Here is a 26,630-nt window from a genome sequence, read left to right on the forward strand (position 1 = left end):
ATCCGAGGCAGTCCAGGAGAGCGGAGCAACCAGTGTCGAGTGCGCCCAACCCAAATGTCGTCTATCCGTTTAACGATCGTCGGCGCACTGTATTCCTGAAACCCCTGATTACGGTGCCCTATGTCCAAATCGGGGAATTCACCTATTACGACGACCCGGACGACGCGGCCGGTTTCGAGCGCAACAACGTGCTGTATCCGTTCGGGCCGGAGAAGCTGATCATCGGCAAGTACTGCCCGATCGCCGCCAAGGCGACCTTCCTGCTCTCCTCGGCCAACCACCCGCTGGTGGGAGTCTCGGCGTACCCGTTCTTCATCTTCGGCGGCGCCTGGGCGGACCAGACCCTCGCGCCTGCCCTGGAGGCACCCCGCAAGGGCGACACGGTGGTCGGCAACGACGTCTGGATCGGCTACGGCGTCACGGTCATGCCCGGCGTCACGATCGGCGACGGGGCGATCATCGCCACCGGTGCGGTGGTCACCACCGACATCCCGCCGTACTGCGTCGCAGGCGGCAACCCCGCGCGGGTCATCAAGCACCGCTACGCGGAGGACGACGTAGCCCGGCTACTCCGCGCTGCCTGGTGGGACTGGCCGGTCGAACTGGTCACCGAACACGCCCACACCATCTTCACCGGCACCCCAGCAGACGTCGAGAAGATCGCCCTGGACCACGGCCTAGCGGGTGAGGTGGGTGCCTAGGCGGCGGATGGTTTCGGCGGCGGCTACGGCGTCGCTGCGGGCTGTGCCGTGGCGGCCGTCGGGGGAGTAGAGGGTGGGGTCCGAGGAGAGGGGGTGGTCGGTGAGGTGCACGTGGATCGTGTTCAGGCGCTCCGACAGGGCACGCGTGCGGGCGGACAGGGTCTCCATCCGGGTGCGGAGGCCGGGGCGGAGCCAGTCGGCCACTGCGGGGGAGTAGGAGACGTTGAACATGCCCAGGGTGATTACTTCGGCGCCGGACAGCTGCAGGGCGGTGATCATCGCCGTCAGCTCGGCGTCGACCTTGTCGGGGTTGTAGCGGGCGGAGAAGGCGTCGTTGCCGCCGCCGACCACCAGGGCTAGGTCGGGCTGGAAGGCCAGGGCCGCCTCTAGCTGGGTCGCGTGGATCTCGTGGGCCCGGAGGCCGCTGACGCCCAGGTTCAGGTAGTCAGGGACCTGGAGCTCGGCAGCGAGCCGGTCGGCCCACTGCAGCTCGGAGTACCCCGGTACGGGCGAGCAGAGGCCCTCCGCCACGCTGTCACCCAGTACTGCGAAGCGCCGCCACGGGTGTCCTGCCAGTAGCTTCGCGGCCTCACCGTCGGCCAGGCAGTACTCGTCGGTTGCCTCAGTGATCATGCTGCCTCCTCGTAGCGGGGTAGTTCGACCGGATGCCGCCACCAGCGGTACACGGGCACCAGCGTGACCAGCAGCAGGACCACCCCGGAGCCGATCACTGCGGGACGCAGCCCGAACGTCGCGGCGCTCCAGCCGGCCAGTACGCCGCCGATCGGGATCCCGATGAAGGCGATCGCCCCGGTCACCCCGAACACCCGCGTCTGCAGCGCGGCCGGCACCCGCTCGTACAGCGTCACGCCCATCACCGGGTTGACCGCCGCGTTCGCGACCCCGCAGCAGAAGCTGACCGTGATCACCAGCCACAGGTGGTCCGACAGCCCCAGCGTGAACAGCCGGGGCGCGCCACCGATCGCCGCCCCGATCACGAACGACGAGTACTGCGGCAGCCGCGGCCCGAGCACCGTGAAGATCACGTTCCCGAGCAGCGCGCCCGCCGCGAACCCGCCGAACAGCAGTCCGAGCGCGGCCGGCGACTTGAGCACCTGCTCGACCCACAGCGGCACGAACACCGCAGTACTGGCCTGGTTGAAGACGTTCAGGAAGAAGATCATCACGATCATCCCGAGCAGCAACTGGTCCTTGCGCAGGTAGCTGAACCCGCCCCGCAGCGCCTGGAAGTACGGCTCCCGCACCGGCGCCGGGGTGTCGTCCTGCACCGTCGCGGGCAGCCGGACCAGCAGCCCGATCAGCGCCGCGCAGACCAGGAACGAGATCGCGTCCACGATGATCGCCTGGTTCGGCCCGATCCAGCTGATCAGCAGCCCGCCGAGCGGCGCCCCGATCAGCGTCGCGGTCCGGGTGAAGCCCTCGTACGACGAGGTCACTCGAATCATCTTGACCCCGGCCGCGTCCGCCATCGGCTTGAGCATCACGTGCTTGACCCGGTCGCCACAGCCTCGCAATGCCCCGGCGACCGCGACCATCAGGCACAACACCCCGAACGGCGAACCAGGCGTCAGCACGATCGCCAGCATCGCGGCCGCGCTGCCGAGATCCGTCACGATCGACGTCCGGCGCAGCCCGAACCGGTCGGCCAGTGGCGCCGCGAGCACCCCCGAGACGACGTACGGGAGCATCTCCGCGCCGGCGACCAGTCCCATCTTCGCCGGGCTGCCGGTGGTGGTCAGCACCAGCCAGGGGATCGCCACCATCGACACCCGGTCGCCGAGGACCGACAGCACGTCCGCGCTGAAGAGCGCGATCAGGCCGGCTCGACGGCGGTTCATACCCCAGGCGCAACGTGTCGGGCCCGCAGCGCCACCTTGTCGATCTTGTGCGCCGAGGTCAGCGGCAGCTCGGCCAGGAAGTCGACCTGCTGCGGCGTCCACATCTCGTTGAACTCGTCCCGGACCAGCTTCTGCAGCTCCTGCTCGGTCACCACGGCCCCGTCGTACCGGACCACGTACGCGTGCGGCACCTCGCCGAACGCCTCATCCGGTACGCCGATGACAGCCGCCGCGCGCACCCCGGGGTGCGACTGCAGCAGGTCCTCGATCGGGCGGCAGTACACGTTCCAGTTGCTCGACCCGGTGACGATCGTGTCCTGCACCCGATCCACCACGTACAGGTAGCCGTCGGCGTCCAGGTAGCCCAGGTCGCCGGTCCGCACCCAGTCGTCGACGATGGCCCGCTCGGTCAGGTCCGGGCGACCCCAGTACCCGACGAAGCGCAGCTTGCTGGTCGCGTAGATCTCGCCTGTCTGGCCGGGCGGGACAGGGCGGCCGTCGGCGTCCCGGATCTCCACCCGGACATCCCCGTACGGCGCACCCGACGACCGCAGCCGCTCGGGGTGCGCCGGGTCCTCCGTGAGTCCCGGCTGGGCCGTGACCACGATGACCTCGCTGAGCCCGTAGACGATCCGCAGTACCGGTCCGAAGCGGGCGATGGCCTGCCGCAGCCGGGACGGCGCAGCGGGCCCGGCGCCCACGTTGAGCATGAACAGGCTGCTCACGTCGGTGGTCGGCAGGTCCGGGTGGTCGAGAAGTTGGTAGAGCAGCGGCGGCGAGACGTAGGTCGAGTTGATCCGCTCACGCTCGATCGTGGCCAGCGCGCGGCCGGCGTCCCACTCGTCCTCCAGGAACAGCACGCCGCCCATGAACAGGTTGAAGAAGCTGGTGATCTGCCCGCTCGCGAACGCCATCGGCGAGTGCGACAGGTGCCGTAGTACGGGCAGTCCGGCGGCCAGGTAGTCGGCGGCCAGCGTCAGGATCTGCTCGTAGAACGCCTGCCGGTGGTGCACCAGCTTGGGCTCGCCGGTGGTGCCGCTGGTCTGCAGGCAGGTGGCCGGCGTCAGGTCGGCGTACTCCGGCTGGAAGGTGGCTGTCGACGGCGCCAGCAGGTCCGGGCCCAGGCCGCCTTCGCCCAGGCAGTGCACCGGTACTCCGAGGCTGACGGCCAGCCGCTCGCCGACCACGGCCTTGGTCCGCGCGTCGTAGACGAACACGTCCGCCTCGGACAGCCGCGCGAACGCCTCGATCTCGCGGCGGCCCGCGATCGGCGCGATCCACATCGTCCGGGCGCCGATCAGGTGCAGCGCGAGCTGGAGCGCCGGCAGCTCGAGGGTGTTGCCGGCCAGCACCAGGACGCCGGTGTCCGGGCCGACCCCGCGGTCCTGCAGCGTCGCGGCCAGGTCGAGCACCTGGGCCCGCAGCTGCGCGAAGGTCAGCCGCCGTCCGCCCGCCACGATCGCCTCGGCCTCGCCGTACCGCGCGAACAGTCCGAGAGCGGTGACGACATATGAACTGGACTGCTCCAGATTTTCGTCCAGCACGGCATCGACCGACATGGCGCCCCACCCTTTCGGTATCCGGGCGACTGTACTGCGGGAATTTCCCGGCGGCCAGTCCTTCGTCAATTCAAGCGAACAATTCAATGCGCCCGTTGACGTGTCAGGAATCCGGAACTAGGTTTCCGTCACCGCCACTCGCGCAGGGTTTTTCTTACCCGTCGCGCGCCAACCCATTGGGGGGTTGTTCCATGCGCATTCCCAGTACCGTCAGATCGGCCGCACTCGCGGCCGCCGTTTCCCTGGCCGGCTCGGCCCTGGTCTTCACCGGATCGTCGGCCCAGACGGCCGCCTCCGGCAGCGGCGACGATTGGGTGGGCAGTTGGTCCACCGGCATCGTCAAGCCGGAGACCGCCGGCTTCACCGCCACCGGCCTCAACAACCAGAGCGCCCGCTACGTGGTCCGGCCGTCCGTGGGGGGCGACAAGGTCCGGATCCGGTTCACCAACATCTACGGTGACCGGCCGGTGCAGATCGGCGCGGCGACCGTCGCCTTCGCCGACACCAGCACGCCGGTGCAGTCCGACATCACGGTGGCGTCCAAGCGCACGCTGACCTTCAACGGCGGCTCGCCGACCGCGGTGATGAACACCGGCGCCGAGCTGCTCAGCGACCCGGTCAACCTGAAGGTGCCGGACCTGAGCACGCTGGTGATCAGCGTCTTCTACCCGACCGCGACCGGCCCGACCAGCTGGCACGCGTCGTCCAACCAGCAGAACTTCTTCGGTCCGGGTGACCTGACCAACGCTGCGGACGGTACGCCGTACATCACTACGCGTGCGTGCTGCTGGACGTTCCTGTCCGGTGTCGACGTGCTCACCGACAAGCCCTCCGGCTCGATCGTCGTGCTCGGCGACTCGATCGCGGACGGCCTGCTCAGCACGGCGAACGCCAACAACCGCTGGCCCGACCAGTTCGCCGAGCGGCTGGTCGCCGAGCGTGGCAAGAAGGCGCCCGGTGTGCTGAACGTCGGCGAGGCCGGCAACCGGCTGCTGCAGGACAGCAGCGGACTCATCCTCGGCGGCCCGAGCGGCACCGAGCAGCTCGGCCTGAACGCGCTGGCCCGGCTGAACGAGGACGTCTACGCGCAGACCGACGTCCGCACCGTGATCACCCACCTCGGGGTGAACGACATCTGGATGAACGGCGCCAGCGCCGACCAGATCATCGCCGCCCTGAAGCAGATCAACAGCCAGCTGCTGGAGAAGAACATCGGCAGCATCGGCGCCACCATCACCCCGTACGGCGGCTTCACCACGCCGGGCGGCTGGTCGCCGGAGAAGGAGGCGACCCGGGTCGCGGTGAACCAGTGGCTGCGCACCCAGCAGGAGTTCGACGGCATCATCGACTTCGACAAGGCCGTCCGGGACCCTGCCGCGCCGGAGAAGCTGCTGGCGGCGTACGACGGTGGCGACCACATCCACATGAGCGACGCCGGCTACCAGGCGATGGCCAACGCGATCCCGCTGAAGCTGGTGCGGTGAGCCGCTGATGACCACCGCCGCAGATCTTGTGCTCAAGGGACTCTTCAGCGAAGCCGGTCTGGAAGATCCGTACCGGTACTACGCCGAACTCCACAAGCTAGGTCCCGTCTCCCTCCTCGGAGGAAATGGCGGCTATGCGGCGGTGGTCACCGGCTACGAAGCAGCCGATCAGCTGCTGCGGGACCCGCGGTTCCGGGTCACCGACGACGTGTTCAGCGATGATCACGGCGGCACCGAGTGGCGGCAGCATCCGCTGCTCGCGGTGCTCAACAACTCGATGATGTACAGCAACGGTCCCCGGCACCTGCAGGCCAGACGCCTGTTCCACCAGGTGTTCACCCCGCGCCGGGTGGCCGAGCTGGAACCGGCCGTCGGCCAGTTGGTCGACGGCCTGCTGGACGGTCTGGCCGACCGGCTGGACCAGGACGGGGAGGCGGACTTCATGACGGAGTTCGCCTACCCGTTGCCGAGCAGCGTGGTCGCCGCGCTGCTCGGTATCCCGCAGGACGACCTGGCCTGGTTCCGGCCCAGAGTCGAACGAATCAACGACTTCCTCGACGTCACGGGCAAGACCGACGAGATCCTGGCGGCCGCCGACCAGGCGACCCGCGAGCTGTCGGACTACTACAGCACGCTGATCGACGAGCGGCGCAAGACGCCCAGCGACGACCTGATCAGCCAGCTGGTCGAGGCGATCGACGCCGGGCTGCACGAGGTGTCGGACTACGACCTGGTCTGCAACCTGCTGGTGCTCTTCAACGCCAGCTTCGTCACCACGATCCACCTGATCGGCAACGGGATGTGGACGTTGCTCGACCGGCCCGACCTGCGCCCCGCCGCCGGTACGCCGGCCTTCGTCGAGGAGGTCCTGCGGTACGAGGCGCCGGTGCAGTTCGTGGCGCGCTGGTCGGAGGAGGAGACGGAGTTGGCCGGTGCGGTGATCCCACCCAAGGAGGTGGTGCTGGTGATGCTCGGTGCAGCCAATCGGGACTCCCAGCGGTTCCCTGATCCCGATGTCTTCGATGTCAGCCGGGCCGACCTCAAGCCGTTGAGCTTCGGGGCCGGCCCGCACTACTGTCTCGGTGCCGCGCTGGCCCGGGCCGAGGCACGGATCGCCTTCCCGCAGTTGCTGGAGCGGTTCCCGTCGTTGCGATCGGCTCGTCCGCCGATCCGCAATCCGCAGCAGTTCCTGCGCGGCTACAAGTCGATGCCGGTGACAACATGACCGCCGACGAGATCCTCGCCCTGCTGCAGACCGACGAGGGCCGGCGAGCGCCGTACCCCTTGTACGAAAGGCTGCACGAGCTCGGCCCGGTCAACCTGACCCCCGCCAGCCCGGCGTACGCGGCGGTGGCCAACGGGTACGCGGCGGTGGACCAGATCCTGCGCGACCCCCGGTTTGTGAAGGGCGGCCCGGCGCCCGCTCCGGACGCCGATCCGGTCAGTACGGCGCTGGGCAACTCGATGATGTTCCGGACCGAGCCCGATCACGGCCGGATGCGGCGTGCCTTCCATCAGGCCTTCACCCCGCGCCGGGTGCAGGAGCTGGAGCCGGCCATCCTTGAGCTGACCGACTCGTTGCTGGATCGGCTCGCGGCGCTGGGCGCCGACGGGCCGGTCGACTTCATCGCCGAGTTCGGCTACCTGCTGCCGGCCGGGGTGATGAGCGCGCTGCTCGGCATCCCGGCACCGGACCTGGACTGGTTCCGGACCCGGGTGCAGCGGGTGGAGGACTACCTGGACTTCGGCGGCCGGACGCCGGAGAAGGTTGCCGCCGCCAACGAGGCCGCTGTCGAGATGTCGACTTATTACCAACGGTTGATCGACGACCGCCGGGTTGCGCCGGGCAACGACCTGATCAGCGGGCTGGTCCAGGTGATCGATGCCGGTGACGGCACGCTGACCGACGAGGAGCTGGTGGGCAACCTGCTGGTGCTCTTCAACGCCAGCTTCGTGACCACGATCAACCTGCTGGGCAACGCGTTGCCGCCGCTGCTCGAGCAGCCGGAGTTGGTCAAGGCGCTGGCCGCCGATCCGTCGGTGGCCGAGGCCTGTGTCGAGGAAGTACTGCGCTGGGACGGGACCGCGCAACTCGTCGTACGGACTGCTTCGGAGGATCTCGAAGTGGGTGGCGTGACGATCCCGGCCGGTGGACTGGTGCTGGTCATCCTCGGCGCGGCCAACCGGGATCCGGCGCGCTTCCCGGCGCCCGAGGTCTTCGATCCGGAGCGGCCGGACAAGCGGCACATCACCTTCGGCGCCGGTGCCTACTTCTGCATCGGTGCGGTGCTCGCGCGGGCCGAGGGGCGGCTCGCGCTGCCGCGGTTGTTCCAGCGTTTCCCCGATCTCGCGCTGGCGGAAGCGCCGGTGCAGAGTGCCGGCCTGGCCCTGCGGGGCTTCGCCACCATGCCCGTGACCCTGAGGTGAGAGGTACGACCATGCCGCTGGACCCGCTGTTGGTGGAGATGCGCGCGAAGCGCGAAGCGGAGAACGTGCCGCCGCTCTACACGCAGTCGCTGGCCGAGGCTCGCGCTGCCGACCTGGCCTCGATCCAAGCCGGTGGCGGCGAGGTCGAGCCGGTGCGGCACGTCCGCGACCTGGTGATGGAGGAGTCCGGGATCCCGTTGCGGATCTACCGGCCGGCCGGCGACGGGCCGCTGCCCACGCTGGTGTACTTCTTCGGCGGTGGCTGGACGCTCGGCAGCATCGAGACCTCCGACGGAGTCTGCCGCCAGCTCGCCAATCTGGTGCCGTGCCAGGTGATCACCGTCGGCTATCGGCTCGCGCCGGAGAATCCTTTCCCCACCGCTGTGAACGACTGCCATCGCGCGACCCAGTGGATCGCCGCGCATGCGGTGGAGCTGGGCGTCGACGTCGCCCGGATCGCGGTCGGCGGCGACAGTGCCGGGGGCAACCTCGCGGCCGCGACCACCTTGCTGGCCAGGGAGTCCGGCCCTGCGCTGGCCGCTCAGCTGCTGGTCTACCCGAACACCCTCTACGGCTCGGACACCGCGTCCATGCGAGCCGGGGACGACCCGTACCTCTTCAACCGCACCTCGGTGAACTGGTACTGGCAGCACTACCTGACCGACGAGGCCGACGGCACCAACCCGCTGGCCTCGCCGCTGCTGGCCGCCAGCCACGCCGGCCTGCCACCGGCCTTCATCATCACGGCCGAGTTCGACCCGTTGCGCGACGAGGGCGAGTTCTACGCCGAGAAGCTCTATGCGGCAGGCGTCCCGACCGAGCTGACCCGGTACGACGGGATGGCCCACGGCTTCTACACGATGTCGGGTGTCCTGCCGACCGCCCGCAAGGCCCTGACCGAGTCGGCCGGCTGGCTCCGAAGAACGTTCGACGATGCCTGAATCGTTCGCCGACTACGAAAGCCTCGCGGCGGCTGTCCTGCCCGCCGCGGTCCGGGACTTCGTTGCGGGCGGGAGTGGCACCGAGACGACGCTGTGGCTGAACCGTACTGCGCTGGACGCCGTGACCGTGGTTCCCCGGGTGCTGGCCGGCGCAGAGAGCGCCGACACGTCCTGCCGGTTGTTCGGTGGTGCTGCCTCGATGCCTGTCGCCGTGGCGCCGATGGCGTATCAGCGGTTGCTGCATCCCGAGGGGGAGATGCTGCTGGCGCGCGCTGCCGCTGCCGCGGGAGCACCGTACGTGATCAGCACGTTGAGCAGCTATCCGTTGGAGGAGATCGCGAAGGCGGCGCCGTCGTGGTTCCAGCTGTACTGGCTGCGGGATCGGGCGATGGTCGAGTCGCTGGTCGAGCGGGCCGAGGCAGCCGGCTGCGGGGCGTTGATGGTGACGGTGGACGTGCCGGTGATGGGTCGGCGGCTGCGCGACGTACGGAATGCTTTTGCGTTGCCGTCGGATGTGGTGGCCGCCAATCTTGTCGGCAGCGTGAGTGAAGCGCACGTCGGGGTACCGGGGTTGTCTGCTGTTGCTGCTCACACCGCGTCGGCGTTCGAGCCTGCTGTGTCCTGGCGTGATCTCGAGTGGTTGAAGAGCCGGACCGATCTTCCCCTGGTGGTGAAGGGGATTCTCGATCCGCGGGACGCCGTCCGGGCTGTGCAGATAGGTGCTGATGGCATCGTTGTGTCGAATCACGGTGGGCGGCAACTGGACGGGGCTGTTGCCTCGATCAACGCTTTGCCTGGTGTGGTCGATGCTGTTGGCAAGGAGTGTTCGGTGCTGCTGGACAGTGGCGTCCGTAGTGGCACCGATGTGCTGCGTGCGCTGGCGCTCGGCGCTTCCGGCGTACTGGTTGGGCGTCCGTTGCTCTGGGCGCTGGCCGTCGACGCCTGCGGTGAAGCACTGGACCTGCTGCACAGAGAGCTGGCCGACGCGATGCTGCTGGCCGGTTGCGCGGACGTCGCGTCCGCGGCACGACTCACCACGGGGAGGGCCTGATGGCTGATCTGAACGTGGCGGACCTGCACGGTTCGCTCACCGATCGCGCGCTGAACTCGATGAACTTCCTCAACGAGGTCGCCAACCACTACCCGGACGCGATCTCGCTCGCCGCCGGGCGGCCGTACGAGGAGTTCTACGCGCTGGAGGACCTGCACGGCTACCTCGACACCTTCGGGCAGTACCTGCGCGAGGAGCTCGGCTACGACGAGGCCGGGGTGCGGCGGACGATCTTCCAGTACGGCCGGACCAAGGGCATCATCCACCCGCTGATCGCCCGCAACCTGGTCGCCGACGAGGGCATCACGGTCGACCCTGACGCGGTCGTGGTGACGGTCGGCTGCCAGGAGGCGATGGTCCTGGTACTCCGCGCGCTCCGCGCGGCTCCGGCCGATGTGCTGCTCGCGGTCTCCCCGGCGTACGTCGGTATCACCGGCGCTGCCCGGCTGGTCGATCTGCCCGTGCTTCCTGTTGCCGGTGGCAACGGAGGGGTGGATCTCGATGATCTCGTTGCCGTGGTCAAACGCGCGCGAGCCGAGGGTCTGCGTCCGCGCGCTTGCTATGTGATGCCTGACTTCGCCAACCCGTCCGGCCTCAGCCTCGATCTGGAGACTCGGCAACGACTGCTGGCACTGGCCGCCTCGGAAGATCTCCTGCTGCTCGAGGACAACCCGTACGGACTGTTCCCCGCGGCCGGCGTCGAGCGGCTGCCGACGCTGAAGGCGCTCGACACCGAGCGTCGGGTGATCTATCTCGGCTCCTTCGCCAAGACCGCACTGCCTGGTGCCCGGGTCGGTTATGTGGTGGCGGACCAGACGGTCGCCTCTCCTGACGGCTCCGAGGGCTTGCTCGCCGACGAGCTGTCGAAGATCAAGAGCATGCTCACGGTCAACACCTCGGCGGTGGCCCAGGCGATCATCGGTGGCAAGCTCCTGCAGAACGACTGCAGCCTGGTCGCCGCCAGCACCCGCGAACGGAAGATCTACGCCGAGAACCTGCAGGCGATCACTGACGGTCTTGCCGCGCGCTTCCCGGCCGGCGAGGTCAGCTGGACGGTTCCGTCGGGTGGCTTCTTCGTCGTCGTCACGGTGCCGTTCTTGGTGGACGACGCGTTGCTGGAGAAGTCGGCGCACGAGTACGGCGTGCTGTGGACCCCGATGCACCACTTCTACGACGGCGACGCCCCGATCCATGCTCTGCGGCTGTCGTGCAGCTCAGTGACCCCAGCCCAGATCGAGGTCGGCCTCGACCGGTTGGCAGCCCTCATCAAAGACCACCTCTAGGTGACACCGCGGCGAGCTATAGTCCCGCGGTCTCGGGACCATGCACCACGCTTTCCCTGGAGGGGGAACTCTTGATGAAATTTCAGCGCCTCGCGCTGGCGCTGTCCGGTGCCGGACTGCTCGCCGCTACCGCTGTCTCCGGTTCGGCCGTGGCCGCCGATCCGAAGCCGTCCTTGACCGTGAAGACCGCCAAGGCGAAGGTCGCCGAGGCGCAGCAGCGGGCGTCGGCGAAGTCGGCCGTGGCGGAGCCCTGCAGCAGCTGGGTCGGCTCGGTGGATGCCACCGGATTCGTGAAGTCGAACGACGTCTACCCGGCCAAGCCGCCGACGGCCGAGCCCAGTCTCGAGTTCAAGTTCGTCGGCGCCCGCGCTGCCGGTAACTGGTACCTGGCGTTCGACGCGGCGGATCGGCTGTACATGTACGGCCTGTTCCTGCAGGGCGGCAATCTGTACCGGCACTCGACGGCCATCGCGGACTCCGGCGTGATCACGCCGACGGCGACCAAGGTCGGCTCCGGCTGGACCAGCTTCAAGACCATCGCGACCTCGAACTACAGCATCGCGCAGCCGCGGCATGCCTATGTCTACGGCTTGAACGCCAACGGCAGCCTCTACCGCTACGCGCAGGTCGGCACCGCGTTCAAGGCGCTCGGCTCGTTCCCCGGCTTCAAGTCGTTCAAGGCGATGACCGTGATCAGCGAGACGGCCACCTACGACACGTTGCTGATGACAACGACCGCCGGTGCGCTCTACACCGTCCGGATCCCCGTCGCGGCAACCACGAAGCCGGTCCTGAAGTTGGTTCGCAGCACCGGGTTCGCGGCGTACGAGGCACTCACCGCGAACACTTGCGGCGAACGTGGCGGCTCGCTCGTCACCGGGATCGACCATGACACCGACTCCGGTGTCCAGTACGCGTTCAGCAAGTTCAACGGCGCGGCGACCGCGATGACGGCGTACGGGACGATCCCGGTCGTCTTCGACGGCACCACCACTACGTCGTTCACCACGCACTACGACCAGTTGGTCGGGGAGTAGCAGCAGGTTTCACCGCATTCTCGGGTCTTGGGTGGGATCGGCGTACGGAGCCGGACACCCAAGGCTCGTTGCTTTCGGGCGTAGTTCGTAGTGCCAGGGTTCGTTGCGGTAGATCTGGCACAGGCCGTACTCCGCGCCATGGTCCGACAACCAGGTCGTGGCGTCGGAGTGCCCGATGTCCGCCGCGGCGCCGGACACGTGCGGGGACGTGTCCGGCGTGGCGACCCAGCGGGCCGCCTCCTCTTCCGAGCCGTACTTCGAGACCGCCTGCCGCAGCAACTGATCCTGGTACGCCGGTGAGCGCCAGCCGCTGTTGACGTAGAACTCGATGCCCTCGCCGGCGGCCGCGGTTGCGGCCTTCTGCAGGGCTCGCCGGAGATCTGGCTCGAGGTTCTCCACACCGGGGTACTGCTCGGCGAAAACGGTCGCGTCGTCGGGGAGAACGCCATCGGCCTCGGTGGCCCGGCCGCCGTGCAGTACCTCGCTGATCGAGGACGCCGCCGACTGGTAGAACAGGGCGCCGACGATCGCGGCGACGGCCACGACCACAGCGATCGCGCCGGGCCCGCGGGTCCGGAGGGCCGTCGGTCGGGGTGCAGTGGTTCGGCTCATGATGCCAGCCAAGGCCTTGCGGTGTTGTCAGTACGTAGGTGGTTTTCGATACGTAGGCGATACATGCCGACTCGTAACATGGAGGCCATGCGCGTACTGATCGTCGAGGACGAGCCCCTGATGGCGGCCGGCATCAGGGACGGGCTGCGGTTGGAGGCGATCGCGGCCGACATCGCCGGTGACGGTGACACCGCGCTGGAGCTGCTGAGCGTCAACAGCTACGACATCGCCGTCCTCGACCGGGACATTCCCGGGCCCTCCGGTGACGAGGTCGCCCGAAGGATCGTTGCCTCCGGCAGCGGAATGCTGATCTTGATGCTCACCGCCGCCGACCGGATCAACGACAAGGCCTCCGGCTTCGAGCTCGGCGCCGACGACTACCTCACCAAGCCGTTCGAGCTGCAGGAGCTGGCACTCCGGCTGCGCGCTCTCGACCGCCGGCGCTCGCTCAACCGGCCGCCGGTGTGGGAGATCGCGGGGCTGCGGCTGGATCCGTTCCGCCGTGAGGTCTACCGCGACGGCCGGTACGTCGCGCTGACCCGCAAGCAGTTCGCCGTACTGGAGGTGCTGGTCGCCGCTGAGGGCGGCGTGATCAGCGCCGAGGACCTGTTGGCTCGGGCCTGGGACGAGAACGCCGATCCATTCACCAACGCGGTCCGGATCACCGTCTCGGCGTTGCGCAAACGCCTCGGCGAGCCGTCGATCATCGGCACCGTGCTCGGCGTCGGCTACCGGATCGAGACGGCCGGCAGCGGCGCTGCGGAAGGGGACCGTGGATAGGGCGCCGGGCCTGAGCGTTCGCCTCAAGCTCACCCTCAGCTATGCGGCGGTGGTCCTCATCACCGGCGCCGGGCTGCTGTCGGTCGTGTGGTTCTTCCTGCTGCGTTATGTCCCAGAGTTGCTGATGGGCAGAGGCCCGTACCCGATGGGGCCTGATCGCACCGACCTGCAGGCGGCCTTCTTCCCGATGGCCGGCCTGATGCTGGGGATGCTGCTGGTGTTCGGTCTGCTGGGCGGCTGGCTGCTGGCGGGCAGCATGCTCGCGCCGATGACCAGGGTCACCAACGCAGCCCGGCTGGCGGCGAACGGATCGCTAGCCCACCGGATCCTGCTGGAGGGCCGCAACGACGAGTTCCGCGAGCTCGCCGACGCCTTCGACTTCATGCTCGCCCGGCTCGAAGCCCACGACGCCGAGCAGAAGAGGTTCGCGGCGAACGCCTCGCACGAACTGCGCACCCCGCTGGCGATCACGCAGACCCTGCTCGACGTCGCCCGCCGGGATCCCGAGCACGACAACGGCGAGCTGGTCGAGCGTCTGCACTACGTCAACAACCGGGCGATCGAGCTCACCGAGGCGCTGCTGCTGCTCAGCCGGGCGAACCAGCGCGCGTTCACCCGGGAGCGGGTCGATCTGTCGCTGGCCGCGGACGAGGCCACCGAGACGCTGCTCGCTCTCGCGGAGGAGAACGACGTCACCCTGGTGGCCTCGGGCGACCTGGCTCGCACCATCGGCTCGCACGCGCTGCTGCTCCAGCTGACCACGAACCTCGTGCACAACGCGATCGTCCACAACCTGCCGGCCGGCGGCGCCGTCTGGGTCACCACCAAGGCCGAACCCGACCTGGTCGAGCTGACGGTCGAGAACACCGGCGAGAAGGTCACCCCGCAACTGCTCTCGACCCTGACCGAGCCCTTCCAGCGCGGCACCCAACGCGTGCGCACCGATCACGCGGGGGTCGGCCTCGGCCTGGCGATCGTGAAGAGCATCACCCAGGCGCACGACGGAGAGCTCGAGCTGGTACCCCGGCCCGAGGGCGGGCTGCGCGTGACCGTGCGGTTTCGCGCCGCGCCACCGCAGTACGGGTAGGTGCTCACGAGACGGGTCTCCGTCGTACGGTGATCGCGGCGAGGACGTGCTTGGCCAGTACTACGTCCGCGTCCGTCGCGCCGGCTGCTGACGCCTTGGCCGACATCGCGGCGATCCGCTCGGGGTTGGTGAGCACCGGGAGCAGGGTGTGCTCGATCCAGGCTGGGGTGAGATCGCTGTTGTCGACGAGGAGTGCGCCGCCTGCCGCGACGACGGGTTCGGCGTTGAGTCGTTGCTCACCGCCACGCAGCGGCAGCGGGACGTAGGCCGCGGGCAGGCCGACGGCGGCCAGTTCGGCGCAGGTCATCGCGCCTGAGCGGCAGATCACGAAGTCGGCGGCAGCGTAGGCGTAGTGCATCTCGTTGACGTAAGGGACGACGACGTACGGCGGATCGGCGGGGGCGCCGTGGGGTCGGTCGGCGGGTGCGGCGGGCTGGACCTCGAGCACGTGCTGCGGGCCGGTGATGTGCAGGACCTGCACACCGGCTGCCCGGAGCACCGCGCCCGCGCCGGACACCGCAGCGTTGATCGCCCCCGCGCCCTGCGAACCACCGGTGACCAGCAGCACCGGCCCATCGGGTCGCAGACCGAACCTCCGCCGAGCCTCGGCGCGCAGTACAGCTCGATCAAGCCCGGTGATCGCCGGCCGCAGCGGGATTCCGATCGCGGTCGCGTGGGCCAACTGGACACTCGGTGCCGCGGTGAACACGTGGGTCGTCATCCGGGCTGCCAGCCGGTTGGCCACTCCGGGCCGGGCGTTCGCCTCGTGCACGACAATCGGCAGACCCAGCTTGCGGGCCGCCAGATAAGCCGGACCAGCGACGTACCCGCCGAAGCCCACAACCACCTCGGCCTGAACCCGCGTGAGCACTTCTTCGGCCGCCCGGACGGATTCGTGCAGCCGCCCAGGCGTGGCCAGCAGCGCCCGGCTCAGCTTGCGTGGCAGCGGTATCGGCGGGATGAGCTCGAGCCGGTAGCCGCGGGCCGGGATGAGCGTGGTGTCCAGGCCGCGGACGGTGCCGAGGGCGGTCACCTCGGCCGCGGGCTCCAGCCGGCGGAGCGCGTCGGCGAAGTTCAGCATGGGCTCGATGTGCCCGGCCGAATGCCCGCCGGCCACCACCACCCGGACTGCCGTCACGATCGGCCTGAGCCCGTGATGGGGAAGTCGAAATAGGTGTCCGGATGCGGCTCGTTCAGCAGTGTGTAGTGCCACCACTCGCGGTCATACCGGCTGAATCCGCAGTCCTCCATGACCGCACAGAGGTGCTGTCGGTTCTGCGCCTCGGCCTCAGTGATGCCCTCGGCGCCATGGTGGGAGATCGGGTCCATCAGGTCGTGGTCGCCACCCATCGCGGCGAGCTCGCCGGTCGCCAGGTGGTAGAGCGTCAGGTCGACGGTGCTGCCCCGGCTGTGCCCGGACCGGGCGGACACGTAGCCGCGCTCGAACATCTCGGTCCGGTCGATGTTCGGATAGTGCCGCTGCTTGGTCCGACCATCCTCCGGCTGCCTCGACCAGCTCGCGAAGCGGTCGACGGCGCGTTGAGGGCGGTAGCCGTCCCAGAGCAGCAAGCCGAGGCCCAGGGTTGCGGCCTTCTCCTGTGCGCTGTCCAGCGCCGCGCACAGTGCCCTGGTCCCGACGATCCGATTGGCCAGATAGCCGTCGAGCGGCTTACCAGTGAAGTTGTCCCAGGTCGCGTACTTCGCGTCCCAGCGCAGGCCGGGCACCAGTTCGTCGACGAAGACGAAGTCGGCGTTCATCGGATCTTGCCCGTCAACGCCAGCGAGACCAGCCGGTCGATCACCTCGACCAGCGGCAGCCCGGCGGCCGCCATCATCCGCGGATAGCGACTGTACGACGTGAGCCCGGGCAGCGTGTTGACCTCGTTGAGCACCACCCGCCCGTCGTCGGTGAGGAACAGGTCCACCCGCGCGAGTCCGCGACATCCCAGCGCCCGGTAGATGGTCTTTGCTGTTTCTCGGACCAGCGTGCGGGCCGCTGCCGGGATGTCGGCGGGGACGATGGCGACCGAGTTGTCGGAACCGGTCTCCGGCGTACTTTCCTGATGGATCCGGAAGAACCCGTGCGAGAGCGCGATGTGGTCCACCTCGCCGGCGAGCAGATCCGCGCCGTCTCCCAGAATGGCGCAGCCGATCTCCGCGCCGACCACCGCTTCCTCGATCAGCACCTTCGCGTCGTACTGCCTGGCCGTCGCCACCGCGCTCGGGAGTTCCTCCGGTCCGGCCACCTTGCTGACGCCGAACGACGACCCGGACCGGGCCGGCTTCACGAACACGGGGTAGTTGAGTTGGCCGGGATCGAGGGTCTCGCCCGCCGCGAGAGTCCGGAAGGCCGGCGTGGCGATTCCCGCGCTGCGCGCCACCAGGTAGGCCAGCGATTTGTCCATGCAGAGTGCGGAACTCTGGATATCGCATCCGACATAGGGGATTCCGGACAACTCGAGCAGACCCTGGATCGCGCCGTCCTCGCCGAGCTTGCCGTGCAGCACCGGCAGCACGACGTCCAGGGCGATCGTCTCGTACTTGCCCTCGTCGAGCACCAGCAGTCCGCTGGTACTGCGGTCCGGCGACAGGACGACCGGGCGACAGTTGCCCTGCTCCCATTGGGGTTCGGGTCCGTCGCACAGCAGCCACTCGCCGCTTCCCGTGATCCCGATGTAGAACGGTTCGTACCTGTCCCGGTCGAGGCTCTCCGCGACCTGCTGGGCGGACTTGACCGAGATGGGGTGCTCCTCGGAGCAACCTCCGAACAGGATTCCGAGCTTCATATCCATTGCCGCTTTCTGTCGATGAAGGTCAGGCAGTTGAGCAGAGAGTTCTCGACGGTCTCCCGGAGGGCGCCGTCGGTGTAGTAGGCGGTGTGTGGGCTGATCAGTACGTTCGGCAGCTCCTGCAGCCGAAGCAGCGTCTTGCTGGCGATCGCCTGGTTCCGGCAGTCGGCGTAGAAGATTCCTTCCTCGCCCTCGAGGACGTCGAGTGCCGCGCCGCCCAGCCGCCCGCTCTCCAGTCCCGCCAGCAGGGCTTCAGTGTCGAGCAGTTGGCCGCGCCCGGTGTTGATGACGAACGCGCCGTCGCGCAGCAGCCCGAGCCGCTGCCGGTTCAGCAGGTGGTGCGTGTCCGCCGTCAGCGGCGTGTGCAGAGTGACGATGTCGCTCAGTCTCAGCAGCTCGTCGAGCGGGACATAGTCCGCGGAGCTGGCCGGGTAATTGTCATAGGCAACTACTTGGCAACCGAAGCCACGGAGCCGGTCCATCACCGCTCGGCCGATCCGTCCGGTGCCGATCACTCCGACGGTCAGTTCGCGCAGCTCTTTGCCGCGGACCTCGTCCAGCCGGTAGTCGTGCACATCCGTCCGGCGGACGACGGATTTCGCTTGCCGGACAGCCATCAGCATCAACATCAGCGTGTAGTCCGCCACCCCATCGGGGGAGTAGGCAACGTTCCCGACGGAGATGCCGACGCTGTCGGCGTACTCGAGGTCGATGTGGTTGACCCCGATACTGCGGGTGGAGATGTACTCCACCCCGGCCCGGCTGAGCGCGAGCAGGGTGGCGTCGGTGATCGGGCTCTTGTGGCCGACACTGATGCACCGATTCCCCAACGCCAGTTGGTGATTGGCCGCGGAGACCGCTGCCGCTGTGATGGTCGGCTCGACCCCGAGGCGGGGCGCCAGCTGCTGGATCAGCTCGGCCTCGTCGGGCTCGCAGCCGAAGACCGTGATGCCGATGGCCGGTTCGCTGGAGTTCATGACTCCAGTCAAGGCAGCCGGGTGTAGCCGCTACGTATGGATTTCCCGATATGCCCTGGCAACACCCGGCTGCGTTGAATCAGCAGCGTGACCCTGGCTCTCTTCCTCATCGTGCTCGCCGTCGGCTTCGTGCTCCGGGTGCTGCAGATCCTTGTCCGGCAGCGCCGCGCTGCCGCAGGTAGTGATCGAACGCGCGATAGATGATCGGCCGCAGCGGCAAGTCCCACTCGCCGACGTACCGGACCGCCTCACCACCGGTACCGACCTTGAACTGCACCAGCCCGACGTGCGAGTCGTCCGCGTCGAGCGTGGGTGTGATGCCCCGCAGGTCGTAGACGTCACAGCCGGCCGCGAGCGAATCGCGGATCATGGCCCACTGACAGGCGTTGGAGCCACGCACCTCACGCTTGTCGGTGGAAGACGCGCCGTACGAGTACCAGGCCCGGGTGCCGACGCGAACCATGATGGCCGCGGCGACCAGCTCGCCTTGGTGGTGGGCCAGATAGAGCTTGATCCGCTCGTGGTCCTCGGCGGTGAGCTCCGCGAACATGGTCTCGAAGTAGCGCAGCGGCCGCGGTGTGAAGCCGTCGCGCTCGGCGGTGTGGACGTACAGATCGTGGAACGACTTCAGGCCCGTGCCGACCGAGACCTCGACACCTTCCTTGGCGGCCTTCTTGATGTTGCGCCGCCAGAGTTTGTTCATCCCTGCAAGGAGATCGTCCTCGGTCTTGCCGGCCAGCGGGACCTCGTACCTGAACTGCGGCTGCCCCACCCCGAACCCGTCCTCAGGACTCTGAGCCAGCCAGCCGGCGTTCCTGAGATGGTTGGTCACGTGAGTGCCGGTTGGGTTCGTTCTTTGGCTGGGCAAGTCGGTCAGGCGCTGGACGGCCGGATCGGCGATGCCTTCCTTGACCTGTGCGGCATTCCAGATGTCGGTAGGTATCGGCGGAACTAGCCGGATCGCGAAGGCACCATGCTTTTTGAGGTATGTCGCCAGTGGGTCCAGCCAGTCGCTGAGGTCGCTGGACCAGTCAATTGCCGGTCCCTCTGCCAGGTAGGCGAGCGTGTAGCGCTCGAGCCGCGGTACCGGACGGTGGAGCACCAGACCGGCGCCGATCAACTGCTGGCCGTCGTACCAGCCGATCGACTCACTCCGCCATTCGGTTTTGACCCGCCCCCAGGCGGGGGTCTGCAGAAAGCTGACCGATGGCTGGTTCCGGATGAAGGCCAGGTGCTCGGCGGCGCTGATCGGGCCGACGGTCAAGTTCACGCCGGACAGAATTCGCTGAGGATCATGCAGGTAGTCAAGAAGATGCGGTGTTGCTGGGGTGTATGGAGTTTTTGATATGCGGGGGATAGGTGGCGCGGGGGCGAAACCTACAGTTTGCGGAGGCGTACCCAGCGGACTGCGTGGTCGGGGCCCTTGCGGAGTACGAGGGTGGCGCGGGAGCGGGTGGGGAGGATGTTTTCGCGGAGGTTGGGGCCGTTGATGCCGTCCCAGAGGGATTCGGCTTTGGCGACTGCTTCGCCATGGCTGAGTTCGCCGTAGCGGACGAAGTACGACTCGGGGTTGCGGAAGGCCGTTTCCCAGAGTTTGAGGAAGCGGTGCACGTACCAGGAGCGGATGTCGGCGGCAGCGGCGTCGACGTAGACCGAGAAGTCGAAGAAGTCGCTGACGGCGAGACCGCTTTTGCCGTCGGCGTGCCGGGGCGCCGGCTGGAGGACGTTGAGGCCTTCGAGGAGCAGGATGTCGGGTTGCTCGACGGTCGTGCGTACGTCGGGCATCCGGTCGTAGTGCAGGTGTGAGTAGACCGGCGCCTCGACGTTGTCCATGCCGGACTTGACCTCGACCACGAAACGCAGCAGCGACTTGCGGTCGTAGGACTCCGGGAAGCCTTTGCGGAGCATCAGGTCGCGGCGCTCCAGCTCGGCGTTCGGCCAGAGGAAGCCGTCGGTGGTGACCAGGGCGACGCGGGGGTGCTCGGGCCAGCGGGCCAGCAGTTCGCGGAGCAGCCGGGCGGTGGTGGACTTGCCGACGGCAACCGACCCGCCGATGCCGATCACGAACGGTGTCCGGGCGGCGGCGGGTTTGCCCAGGAACGCCTCGGTGTCCGACTGCAGCGCCCGGGCGTGCCGGACGTACAGCGACAGGATCCGCGACAGCGGCAGATAGACCTCGCGGACCTCGTCGATGTCGATCTCGTCACCGAGACCGCGCAGCCGCTCGATCTCCTCGGCCGTCAGCGGTGACTCGGTCGTCTCGGCCAACTGGGCCCAGGCGGCGCGGTCCAGCTCGGTGTACGGGGTCACCTCCCGCGACGGCTGCAGCATGGGGCCCATTCTTCCCACACCTGGCGGGGATACGCTGACCGGCATGTGCGGCAATGAGACTGCGGCTGTGGCGGTTGTCACACGGGGAGCCCGATGATCGTCGGCGTGGGCATCGATGTGGTGGACGTCGAGCGGTTCATGAAAACGCTCGAACGGACCCCGACGCTGCGTGACCGGGTCTTCACCCCGGCCGAGGCGAAGAAGCCGCCGGCCTCGCTGGCGGCCCGGTTCGCGGCCAAGGAAGCGCTCGCCAAGGCGCTCGGCGCGCCGGCCGGGATGCACTGGCACGACGCCGAGGTGTGGACCGACGACTCCGGCCGGCCGTGGCTGGAGATCACCGGGACGGTCGCCGAGCAGGCGGCGCGGCTCGGAGTACAGAGTCTGCATCTGTCGCTGAGCCACGATGCCGGGATCGCGTCGGCGGTCGTCGTACTGGAGGGTTGAGATGCGCCGGGCGCACACCGTCGAGCAGGTCCGGTCGGCCGAGGCCGAGCTGATGGCGAAGCTGCCGGCCGGGACGTTGATGGATCGCGCCACCTCCGGGCTGGCGGTTGCTGTCAGCAACTTTCTTGGGTTCTCGTACGGCGCGCGCGTGGTGCTGCTGGTGGGCTCGGGGGACAACGGCGGTGATGCCCTGTACGCCGGTGCGAAGCTGGCGCGGCGCGGGGCGAAGGTGACTGCGGTGCTGTTGTCGGAGAAGTACCACCGGGAGGGGCTTGCCGCGCTGGTCGCGGCCGGAGGCCGAGTCGCCGCGGGCGGTGAGCCCGGAGCTGACGCGGGAGGTGAGCCCGGCTTCGCGGGGGACCAGCCCACCTTCGCGGAGGTGATTGTTGGTGCCGACGTTGTTGTCGACGGCATCGTTGGGATTGGTGGTCGGCCAGGGTTGCGGGGGCGGGCCTTGGATGTGGTGCGGGCGGTTGAAGAGCAGGGTGTGCCGATCATCGCCGTTGATATGCCGTCTGGAGTGGATGTCGACAGCGGCGAGACGCCTGCTGAGCATGTCAAAGCAGCACTTACCGTCACCTTCGGCACTCACAAGGTCTGTCATCTGATCGATCCAGCCGCCACAGCGTGCGGACCGGTGCATCTGGTGGACATCGGCCTCGACCTGCCGCCCGCCGCTGTCGAATCGCTCCAAACAGCAGATATCCGAGACCTCTACCCGACTCCGACCGCCGAGTCAGACAAGTACTCGCGCGGCGTCCTCGGGCTGATGGCCGGCTCGACGCAGTACCCGGGAGCCGCGGTCATCGCGACCTCCGGTGCGCTCGCCGGGCCGATCGGCATGCTCCGGTACGTCGGACCCGACGCGGTCGCGGAGGCGGTCAGGGCTCAGCACCCCGAGGTGGTGGCCGGCGAAGGTCGCGTCCAGGCATGGGCGATCGGATCCGGGCTTGGTGATGAGCTCGACAAAGCCAAGGTCAAGGACCTTCTCGACGCCGAAGTACCGGTGCTGCTCGACGCGGACGGCCTGAAAGCCCTCGACGACTCCGGCGATCACGTGAACGTCCTGATCACCCCCCACGCCGGCGAACTCGCCCGCCTCCTCGGCGTCGAGCGCTCCCTGGTCGAGGCCGAGCGCCTCAAGCACGCTCGCCAAGCCGCCGAACGCTTCGACGTCACCGTCCTTCTGAAGGGCTCCACGACAGTCATCGCAGCACCCGACGGCCAGACCCGCGTCAACACCAACGCCGGCGCCTGGCTCGCCACCGCCGGCGCGGGCGACGTACTGGCCGGACTCTGCGGCGCGCTCCTGGCTGCGGGCCTCAACCCGCTCGATGCCGCCGCAGTCGGCGCCTATCTGCACGCCGCGGCGGCCAACCTGGCCTCCAACGGCGGGCCGGTCACCGCGATGCAAGTAGCTGCCAAGGTGGCGGAGGCGACCCGCCAGGTCTTGCTTGAAGAGTAAATAGCCAGGTAGGACGAGAAGTGCCAGCGCCTCCACCGCCCGAGGAGATCCGCAGATGAAGCGCATTCTCGTCCTGCTCGCGACCGTCCTGCTGCTCGCCGCAGGCCTGCCCGCGACCACAGCCGCAGCCGACGCGGCCGACCGCGCCGGTACGCCGTACGTCGCGGACCGGGCCACCAAGATCGACGTGATGGGGGAGTGGGCGCACCCCGACGACGACACCAGCATCATCGGCCCCTGCGGTGTCTGGCATCAGCGCTACGGCACCAAGTGCGGGATCATCATGGTCACCCGCGGTGAGGGTGGCGGCAACAGCGCCGGCAACGAACTCGGCCCCGACCTCGGCCTGCGCCGGGAGAACGAGGACCGGGTCGCGCACTACCGCTCGGGCACCGTCGACATCTTCAACCTGGACCGGGTCGACTTCTTCTACAACCAGAGCGCGCCGCTGACGCAGTACTTCTGGGACGAGCAGGAGACGCTGCGCCGCGTCACCCGGGTGATCCGGACGACGCAGCCGGAGATCTACATCGGCTTCACCCCGACGCTCAACGCGGGACACGGCAACCATCAGCAGGCGGGCCGGCTGATCTGGGAAGGCGTGCTCGCGGCTGCCGATCCGACCAAGTTCCCCGAGCAACTCAAGGGCAAGAACGCGCTGAGCACCTGGCAGGTCAAGAAGGTCTTCTCGGGCGGCAGTACGGCGGGCACCGGCGGCACCACCACAGCGGCGAACTGCACCACCGGCTTCATCCCGACCGGCCTGGACACGGTGGCCGGCGTCTGGACCGGTTACGACTCGCCGTACAAGTGGCCAGCCGGGAACCTGCAAGGCAAACCGGCCGGCGAGGCGAAGATCTGGCAGCAGGTCGCCGACGAGGGGCGCGCGGCTTATCCGACCCAGAGTCGCGTGATGTACAAGGGCGTTTCGGCACCCGCCTGTCCGCGGTTCGGGATGACGCAGTCGTTCGTGCCGTTCCAGCCGAACAGCAGTCCGGCAGGCGGTCTGGACAACGCGATCCTGTTCGGGGCGACGCAGCCAGATCCCGGCGGCCTGCCGAAGGGGACGCTCGAGTACCTGACCTTCTCCCGCTTCCTCAACGTCGCGGGCGAGCCGTTCCAGGCAACCCTGCATCTGCAGGGCTCCCTGAAGGCGGGCAAGGTCGAGCTGACGGTGCCGCCGGGGTGGACCACCAGCGCCCCGCAGAACCTCGGCAAGTTCAACGGCAGCATAGACGTGACCTTCACCGTCACGCCGAGCGCCACGGCAGCCGTCAACCAGAACTTCAAGATCTCCGCCCTCTTCACCAGCGGCACCAAGACCGGCTACACCGACAACCTCGTCCGGATCGTCCCGCCGACCGAAGGCCGGTTCCAGCGCTGGGGCAACTGGCAGGAGTACGACGAATGGCTGCGCACCACGGCACCGCAGGCCACCCGGCTCGGCCGCTCGGCCGCGATCCAGTCGATGCCGATCGGCAGCACGCTCGCGCTACCCGTCGTCGTCCACAACTGGTCGAGCCAACCGCGCAGCGGGACGGTCGGGCTCACCTTGCCGGCCAACTTCACCGCCGACACGACCAGCAAGCCGTACGGCGTACTGCAGCCGGGCGCCGACACCACGGTGACGTTCCAGCTCACCAACACCGACACGACCTTGCCGGCCACGCAGAACGTGCCGATCCCGATCACGACGGACGCGAGCAGCGAGACCCTGACCCTCTCACTCGTCCCCAAAACGGCGATCTCACAGGCCGCGACCGCGCCGACCGTCGACGGCACCGCAACACCAGGCGAGTACGACGGCCCGACGCTCGACATCAGCCGCGTCTGGCAAGGCGCCTGTTCCAACGCCAACGACTGCGGCGCGGGCAGCACCGCGAAGGTCACCTGGGCTGACGACGCCCTCTACTTCTTCGTCCACGTCACCGACGACTACCAGTCCTACGCCGTCACGCCGCAGGAGTGCGTCGGGCACTGGCAGGCCGACTCGGTGGAGATCCTGCTCGACCCCCGAGGCACCGCGTCGCAGGTGCTCAAGGACACCGCGAACACCTTCAAACTCGGCATCTTCCCCTTCACCAACGACCCGGCCAACAACAACGGCCCGTGCTGGGAGCGCGACGCCGACAACCACCAGGGCTACTCGTCCGGCGCGCTCAGTATCGGCAACGCCCCCGGCGTACAGGTCGCCACCAATGCCACCTGGGTCGGCAGCAACGAGACCACCACCCCGCACGCGTACGCCGGTGGCGGCTACGACGTCGAGGTGAAGATCCCGCTCGCCGCCCTGCCCGCCGCGGTCGATCCGGCCAAGCTCGGGCTGAACATCACGCCGTACGACAACGACGACACCTCAGCAGCCGGTACGACGACCCTGCGGCACATCGACATGAGCACGCGAACCGGCTGGTCAGCGATCGGCTCGGTCCAGTCCGACCCGTACCGCTGGGGTCAGGCATCGCTGACCGGCTACACCCCACCCGCCGACCGCCCGACCACTCCGGCGCCGCCCAACGTGTCCAACCCCAACCTCAACGGCGCCCTGTCACCCCAGACGATCGCGCAGTCTGCGCGCAACGGCGTACCGATCTCCGGCAGGGTCCCGACCTCCGACCTCAAGATCCTGTACGCCGGTCTGGGTCGCGCCTCGCTGGACGTCTACACAGCGGCGGGCACCCCCGGCACGGCTCGCCTGTTCCTCTGGAGCGGTCAGATCGGCGCGATCCCGGTCTACACGACGAGTTGCGCACCGGCCGCCGATCCTGCCCCCGACTACGGCCTGACGCCTTGTGCTGTCACCGACGGCGGCTATCCGCCGTGGTCGCCGGACATGAGCGGCCACGTGGTCAAGCAGACCAGCCAGCAGATCACGAGGGGCGTGCAGCACCTCGCCATCCCGCTCAGCAAGGCGCAACGCGCCAAGCTGGCAGCGGACGGCCGGCTGCTGGTCTCCTTCGAGACAGCGCAGAACCAGGTGCAGGCGTACGACGTACGGCTCAGCCGGCGGTGAGGTCGAGGCCGTTGCCGTTTGCGGCGCGCAGCTGCAAACGGTTGGCCTCGATCGTGTAGGCCAGCTCGCCCTTCAGCACGGCCAGCACGCTCTGCTCGAGTTTCGCGACGTCGCCGCTGCAGCCGACCAGGGTGACGCTGAGCTCCCCGAGGGTGAACTTGTCGCCGGTCCTGGCGATCATGCCCTGGAAGTCGTTGCACCCGGTCGAGCCGGTGATCCGCTCACCGCTGATGGTGAGAAACGCCTTCTCCGAGCCCACGGTGTGGGACGCGGTCTGCCCGGTGACGACGCTCTTGAGCAGCCACTTGGTCCCGTCCAGCGGCTTGTCGCGTTCCACGGTCTCGCGGTCCTGCAGGACGACCCGGGTGGTGTCGCGGGTCAGGGTGAGCTGGTCGGCGTCGAGCTTCCAAGCGGGCCCGTCCTGCAGCAGCTTGCCGACCCAGTCCTCCTGAGCGTGCCGGGCCGGGTCGCAGCCCATGTCCGTGCCGCCCAGCGCCTCCACCTTCAGCTTGCCGCCGTCGGTGGAGACCTTGCCGCCCAGCTGGTTGCAGCCGGTCTCCGCGTGCACGGTGCCGTCGGCGAACCGCAGGCCGATCCGGGTGTTCGGCGCCAGCTGCTTCGGCTTGCCGTCCTCGGTCACCGAGACGGACAGGAACGACTTCCCGTCGAGCGACCCGCCGCCTGAACCGCTGCCCGGGCCATTGCCTGGGTCACCGGCACCCGACTCGCTCCCGCAGGCGCTCAGCAGCAGCAATCCGGTCGCGATCCCAACCACCATCCGCATCTTCAC

General features: G+C 68.4%; 24 protein-coding genes. 13 read left to right on the forward strand and 11 right to left on the reverse strand.

Features of this window, described 5'->3' with window-relative positions; translation table 11 throughout:
• Window positions 1-113 precede the first annotated feature (113 nt).
• A complete protein-coding gene (locus AB0P21_RS17500; RefSeq protein WP_363697717.1) occupies window positions 114-701 on the forward strand; it encodes a CatB-related O-acetyltransferase in 588 nt (195 codons plus the stop codon).
• On the opposite strand, the gene AB0P21_RS17505 is transcribed toward AB0P21_RS17500, so the two are convergent.
• From AB0P21_RS17505 to AB0P21_RS17515, 3 genes are read right to left on the reverse strand one after another with little or no spacing between them, the layout of a single operon-like run.
• Window positions 678-1,334 (reverse strand): SGNH/GDSL hydrolase family protein, encoded by a 657-nt coding sequence (locus AB0P21_RS17505; RefSeq protein WP_363697719.1) that lies wholly within the window; start codon window positions 1,332-1,334, stop codon window positions 678-680. The genes AB0P21_RS17500 and AB0P21_RS17505 overlap by 24 nt on opposite strands.
• Entirely contained in the window at window positions 1,331-2,560 is a 1,230-nt protein-coding gene (locus tag AB0P21_RS17510) for an MFS transporter (RefSeq protein ID WP_363697720.1), read from the reverse strand. Before AB0P21_RS17510 ends, AB0P21_RS17505 begins: the two co-directional genes overlap by 4 nt.
• Window positions 2,557-4,119 carry an AMP-binding protein gene (locus AB0P21_RS17515; protein WP_363697722.1) on the reverse strand — a complete coding sequence of 521 codons (1,563 nt, stop codon included), beginning with the start codon at window positions 4,117-4,119 and terminating at the stop codon, window positions 2,557-2,559. Before AB0P21_RS17515 ends, AB0P21_RS17510 begins: the two co-directional genes overlap by 4 nt.
• A 191-nt stretch (window positions 4,120-4,310) precedes the next feature.
• On the opposite strand from AB0P21_RS17515, the gene AB0P21_RS17520 reads away from it, so the two are divergent.
• The 7 genes from AB0P21_RS17520 to AB0P21_RS17550 all read left to right on the forward strand — a co-directional run bounded on the left by AB0P21_RS17520 (window position 4,311) and on the right by AB0P21_RS17550 (window position 12,342).
• A complete protein-coding gene (locus tag AB0P21_RS17520; protein WP_363697723.1) occupies window positions 4,311-5,603 on the forward strand; it encodes an SGNH/GDSL hydrolase family protein in 1,293 nt (430 codons plus the stop codon).
• A gap of 7 nt (window positions 5,604-5,610) precedes the next feature.
• Entirely contained in the window at window positions 5,611-6,828 is a 1,218-nt protein-coding gene (locus AB0P21_RS17525) for a cytochrome P450 (protein ID WP_363697724.1), read from the forward strand.
• Complete coding sequence (locus tag AB0P21_RS17530; RefSeq protein ID WP_363697726.1) at window positions 6,825-8,030, forward strand: cytochrome P450; 1,206 nt, start codon at window positions 6,825-6,827, stop codon at window positions 8,028-8,030. Before AB0P21_RS17525 ends, AB0P21_RS17530 begins: the two co-directional genes overlap by 4 nt.
• Window positions 8,031-8,041: 11 nt before the next feature.
• Window positions 8,042-8,971, forward strand: a complete 930-nt coding sequence (locus AB0P21_RS17535; RefSeq protein WP_363697728.1) for an alpha/beta hydrolase — start codon at window positions 8,042-8,044, stop codon at window positions 8,969-8,971.
• Window positions 8,964-10,022: an alpha-hydroxy acid oxidase gene (locus AB0P21_RS17540; RefSeq protein WP_363697730.1), complete on the forward strand. Its 1,059-nt coding sequence runs from the start codon at window positions 8,964-8,966 to the stop codon at window positions 10,020-10,022. The genes AB0P21_RS17535 and AB0P21_RS17540 overlap by 8 nt, the downstream gene beginning before the upstream one ends.
• Entirely contained in the window at window positions 10,022-11,305 is a 1,284-nt protein-coding gene (locus AB0P21_RS17545) for a PLP-dependent aminotransferase family protein (protein ID WP_363697732.1), read from the forward strand. Before AB0P21_RS17540 ends, AB0P21_RS17545 begins: the two co-directional genes overlap by 1 nt.
• Before the next feature lie 74 nt (window positions 11,306-11,379).
• A complete protein-coding gene (locus AB0P21_RS17550) occupies window positions 11,380-12,342 on the forward strand; it encodes a hypothetical protein (protein ID WP_363697733.1) in 963 nt (320 codons plus the stop codon).
• A 9-nt stretch (window positions 12,343-12,351) separates the two neighbouring features.
• Here the strand turns inward: AB0P21_RS17550 and AB0P21_RS17555 are convergent, their stop codons facing one another.
• Entirely contained in the window at window positions 12,352-12,954 is a 603-nt protein-coding gene (locus tag AB0P21_RS17555; RefSeq protein WP_363697735.1) for a M15 family metallopeptidase, read from the reverse strand.
• An 87-nt stretch (window positions 12,955-13,041) separates the two neighbouring features.
• Here AB0P21_RS17555 and AB0P21_RS17560 point away from each other — a divergent pair, with 87 nt between their 5' ends.
• Window positions 13,042-13,734 carry a response regulator transcription factor gene (locus tag AB0P21_RS17560; protein ID WP_363697737.1) on the forward strand — a complete coding sequence of 231 codons (693 nt, stop codon included), beginning with the start codon at window positions 13,042-13,044 and terminating at the stop codon, window positions 13,732-13,734.
• Window positions 13,727-14,821: a HAMP domain-containing sensor histidine kinase gene (locus tag AB0P21_RS17565; RefSeq protein ID WP_363697739.1), complete on the forward strand. Its 1,095-nt coding sequence runs from the start codon at window positions 13,727-13,729 to the stop codon at window positions 14,819-14,821. The genes AB0P21_RS17560 and AB0P21_RS17565 overlap by 8 nt, the downstream gene beginning before the upstream one ends.
• A gap of 4 nt (window positions 14,822-14,825) precedes the next feature.
• Here the strand turns inward: AB0P21_RS17565 and AB0P21_RS17570 are convergent, their stop codons facing one another.
• From AB0P21_RS17570 to coaA, 6 genes are all read right to left on the reverse strand, one after another.
• Complete coding sequence (locus AB0P21_RS17570; RefSeq protein ID WP_363697740.1) at window positions 14,826-15,959, reverse strand: UDP-N-acetylglucosamine--N-acetylmuramyl-(pentapeptide) pyrophosphoryl-undecaprenol N-acetylglucosamine transferase; 1,134 nt, start codon at window positions 15,957-15,959, stop codon at window positions 14,826-14,828.
• The gene (gene vanX / locus AB0P21_RS17575) at window positions 15,956-16,579 is read right to left on the reverse strand and encodes a D-Ala-D-Ala dipeptidase VanX (protein WP_363697742.1); all 624 of its coding nucleotides are present in this window, start codon (window positions 16,577-16,579) and stop codon (window positions 15,956-15,958) included. The genes AB0P21_RS17570 and vanX overlap by 4 nt, the downstream gene beginning before the upstream one ends.
• Window positions 16,576-17,607, reverse strand: a complete 1,032-nt coding sequence (gene vanA, locus AB0P21_RS17580) for a D-alanine--(R)-lactate ligase (protein ID WP_363697743.1) — start codon at window positions 17,605-17,607, stop codon at window positions 16,576-16,578. The genes vanX and vanA overlap by 4 nt, the downstream gene beginning before the upstream one ends.
• Entirely contained in the window at window positions 17,604-18,587 is a 984-nt protein-coding gene (locus AB0P21_RS17585) for a D-isomer specific 2-hydroxyacid dehydrogenase family protein (protein WP_363697744.1), read from the reverse strand. Before AB0P21_RS17585 ends, vanA begins: the two co-directional genes overlap by 4 nt.
• Window positions 18,588-18,693: 106 nt before the next feature.
• On the reverse strand, window positions 18,694-19,857 hold the full coding sequence (locus AB0P21_RS17590; protein ID WP_363697746.1) for a peptidoglycan bridge formation glycyltransferase FemA/FemB family protein: 1,164 nt from the start codon (window positions 19,855-19,857) through the stop codon (window positions 18,694-18,696).
• Between the two features lie 107 nt (window positions 19,858-19,964).
• On the reverse strand, window positions 19,965-20,918 hold the full coding sequence (gene coaA, locus AB0P21_RS17595; RefSeq protein ID WP_363697748.1) for a type I pantothenate kinase: 954 nt from the start codon (window positions 20,916-20,918) through the stop codon (window positions 19,965-19,967).
• A gap of 93 nt (window positions 20,919-21,011) precedes the next feature.
• Here coaA and AB0P21_RS17600 point away from each other — a divergent pair, with 93 nt between their 5' ends.
• Genes AB0P21_RS17600 through AB0P21_RS17610 form a run of 3 tightly spaced genes read left to right on the forward strand, consistent with a single transcriptional unit; the run spans window position 21,012 to window position 25,840 of the window.
• Window positions 21,012-21,362 (forward strand): holo-ACP synthase, encoded by a 351-nt coding sequence (locus AB0P21_RS17600; RefSeq protein WP_363697750.1) that lies wholly within the window; start codon window positions 21,012-21,014, stop codon window positions 21,360-21,362.
• Window position 21,363: 1 nt separating this feature from the next.
• On the forward strand, window positions 21,364-22,827 hold the full coding sequence (locus AB0P21_RS17605; RefSeq protein WP_363697751.1) for an NAD(P)H-hydrate dehydratase: 1,464 nt from the start codon (window positions 21,364-21,366) through the stop codon (window positions 22,825-22,827).
• A gap of 55 nt (window positions 22,828-22,882) precedes the next feature.
• Complete coding sequence (locus AB0P21_RS17610; protein WP_363697754.1) at window positions 22,883-25,840, forward strand: sugar-binding protein; 2,958 nt, start codon at window positions 22,883-22,885, stop codon at window positions 25,838-25,840.
• On the opposite strand, the gene AB0P21_RS17615 is transcribed toward AB0P21_RS17610, so the two are convergent.
• Window positions 25,827-26,624, reverse strand: coding sequence for an META domain-containing protein (locus AB0P21_RS17615; RefSeq protein WP_363697755.1), 798 nt, complete (start codon window positions 26,622-26,624; stop codon window positions 25,827-25,829). The genes AB0P21_RS17610 and AB0P21_RS17615 overlap by 14 nt on opposite strands.
• Window positions 26,625-26,630 lie beyond the last annotated feature (6 nt).

Source organism: Kribbella sp. NPDC056861, from assembly GCF_040687575.1.
Taxonomy (GTDB): Bacteria; Actinomycetota; Actinomycetes; order Propionibacteriales; family Kribbellaceae; genus Kribbella.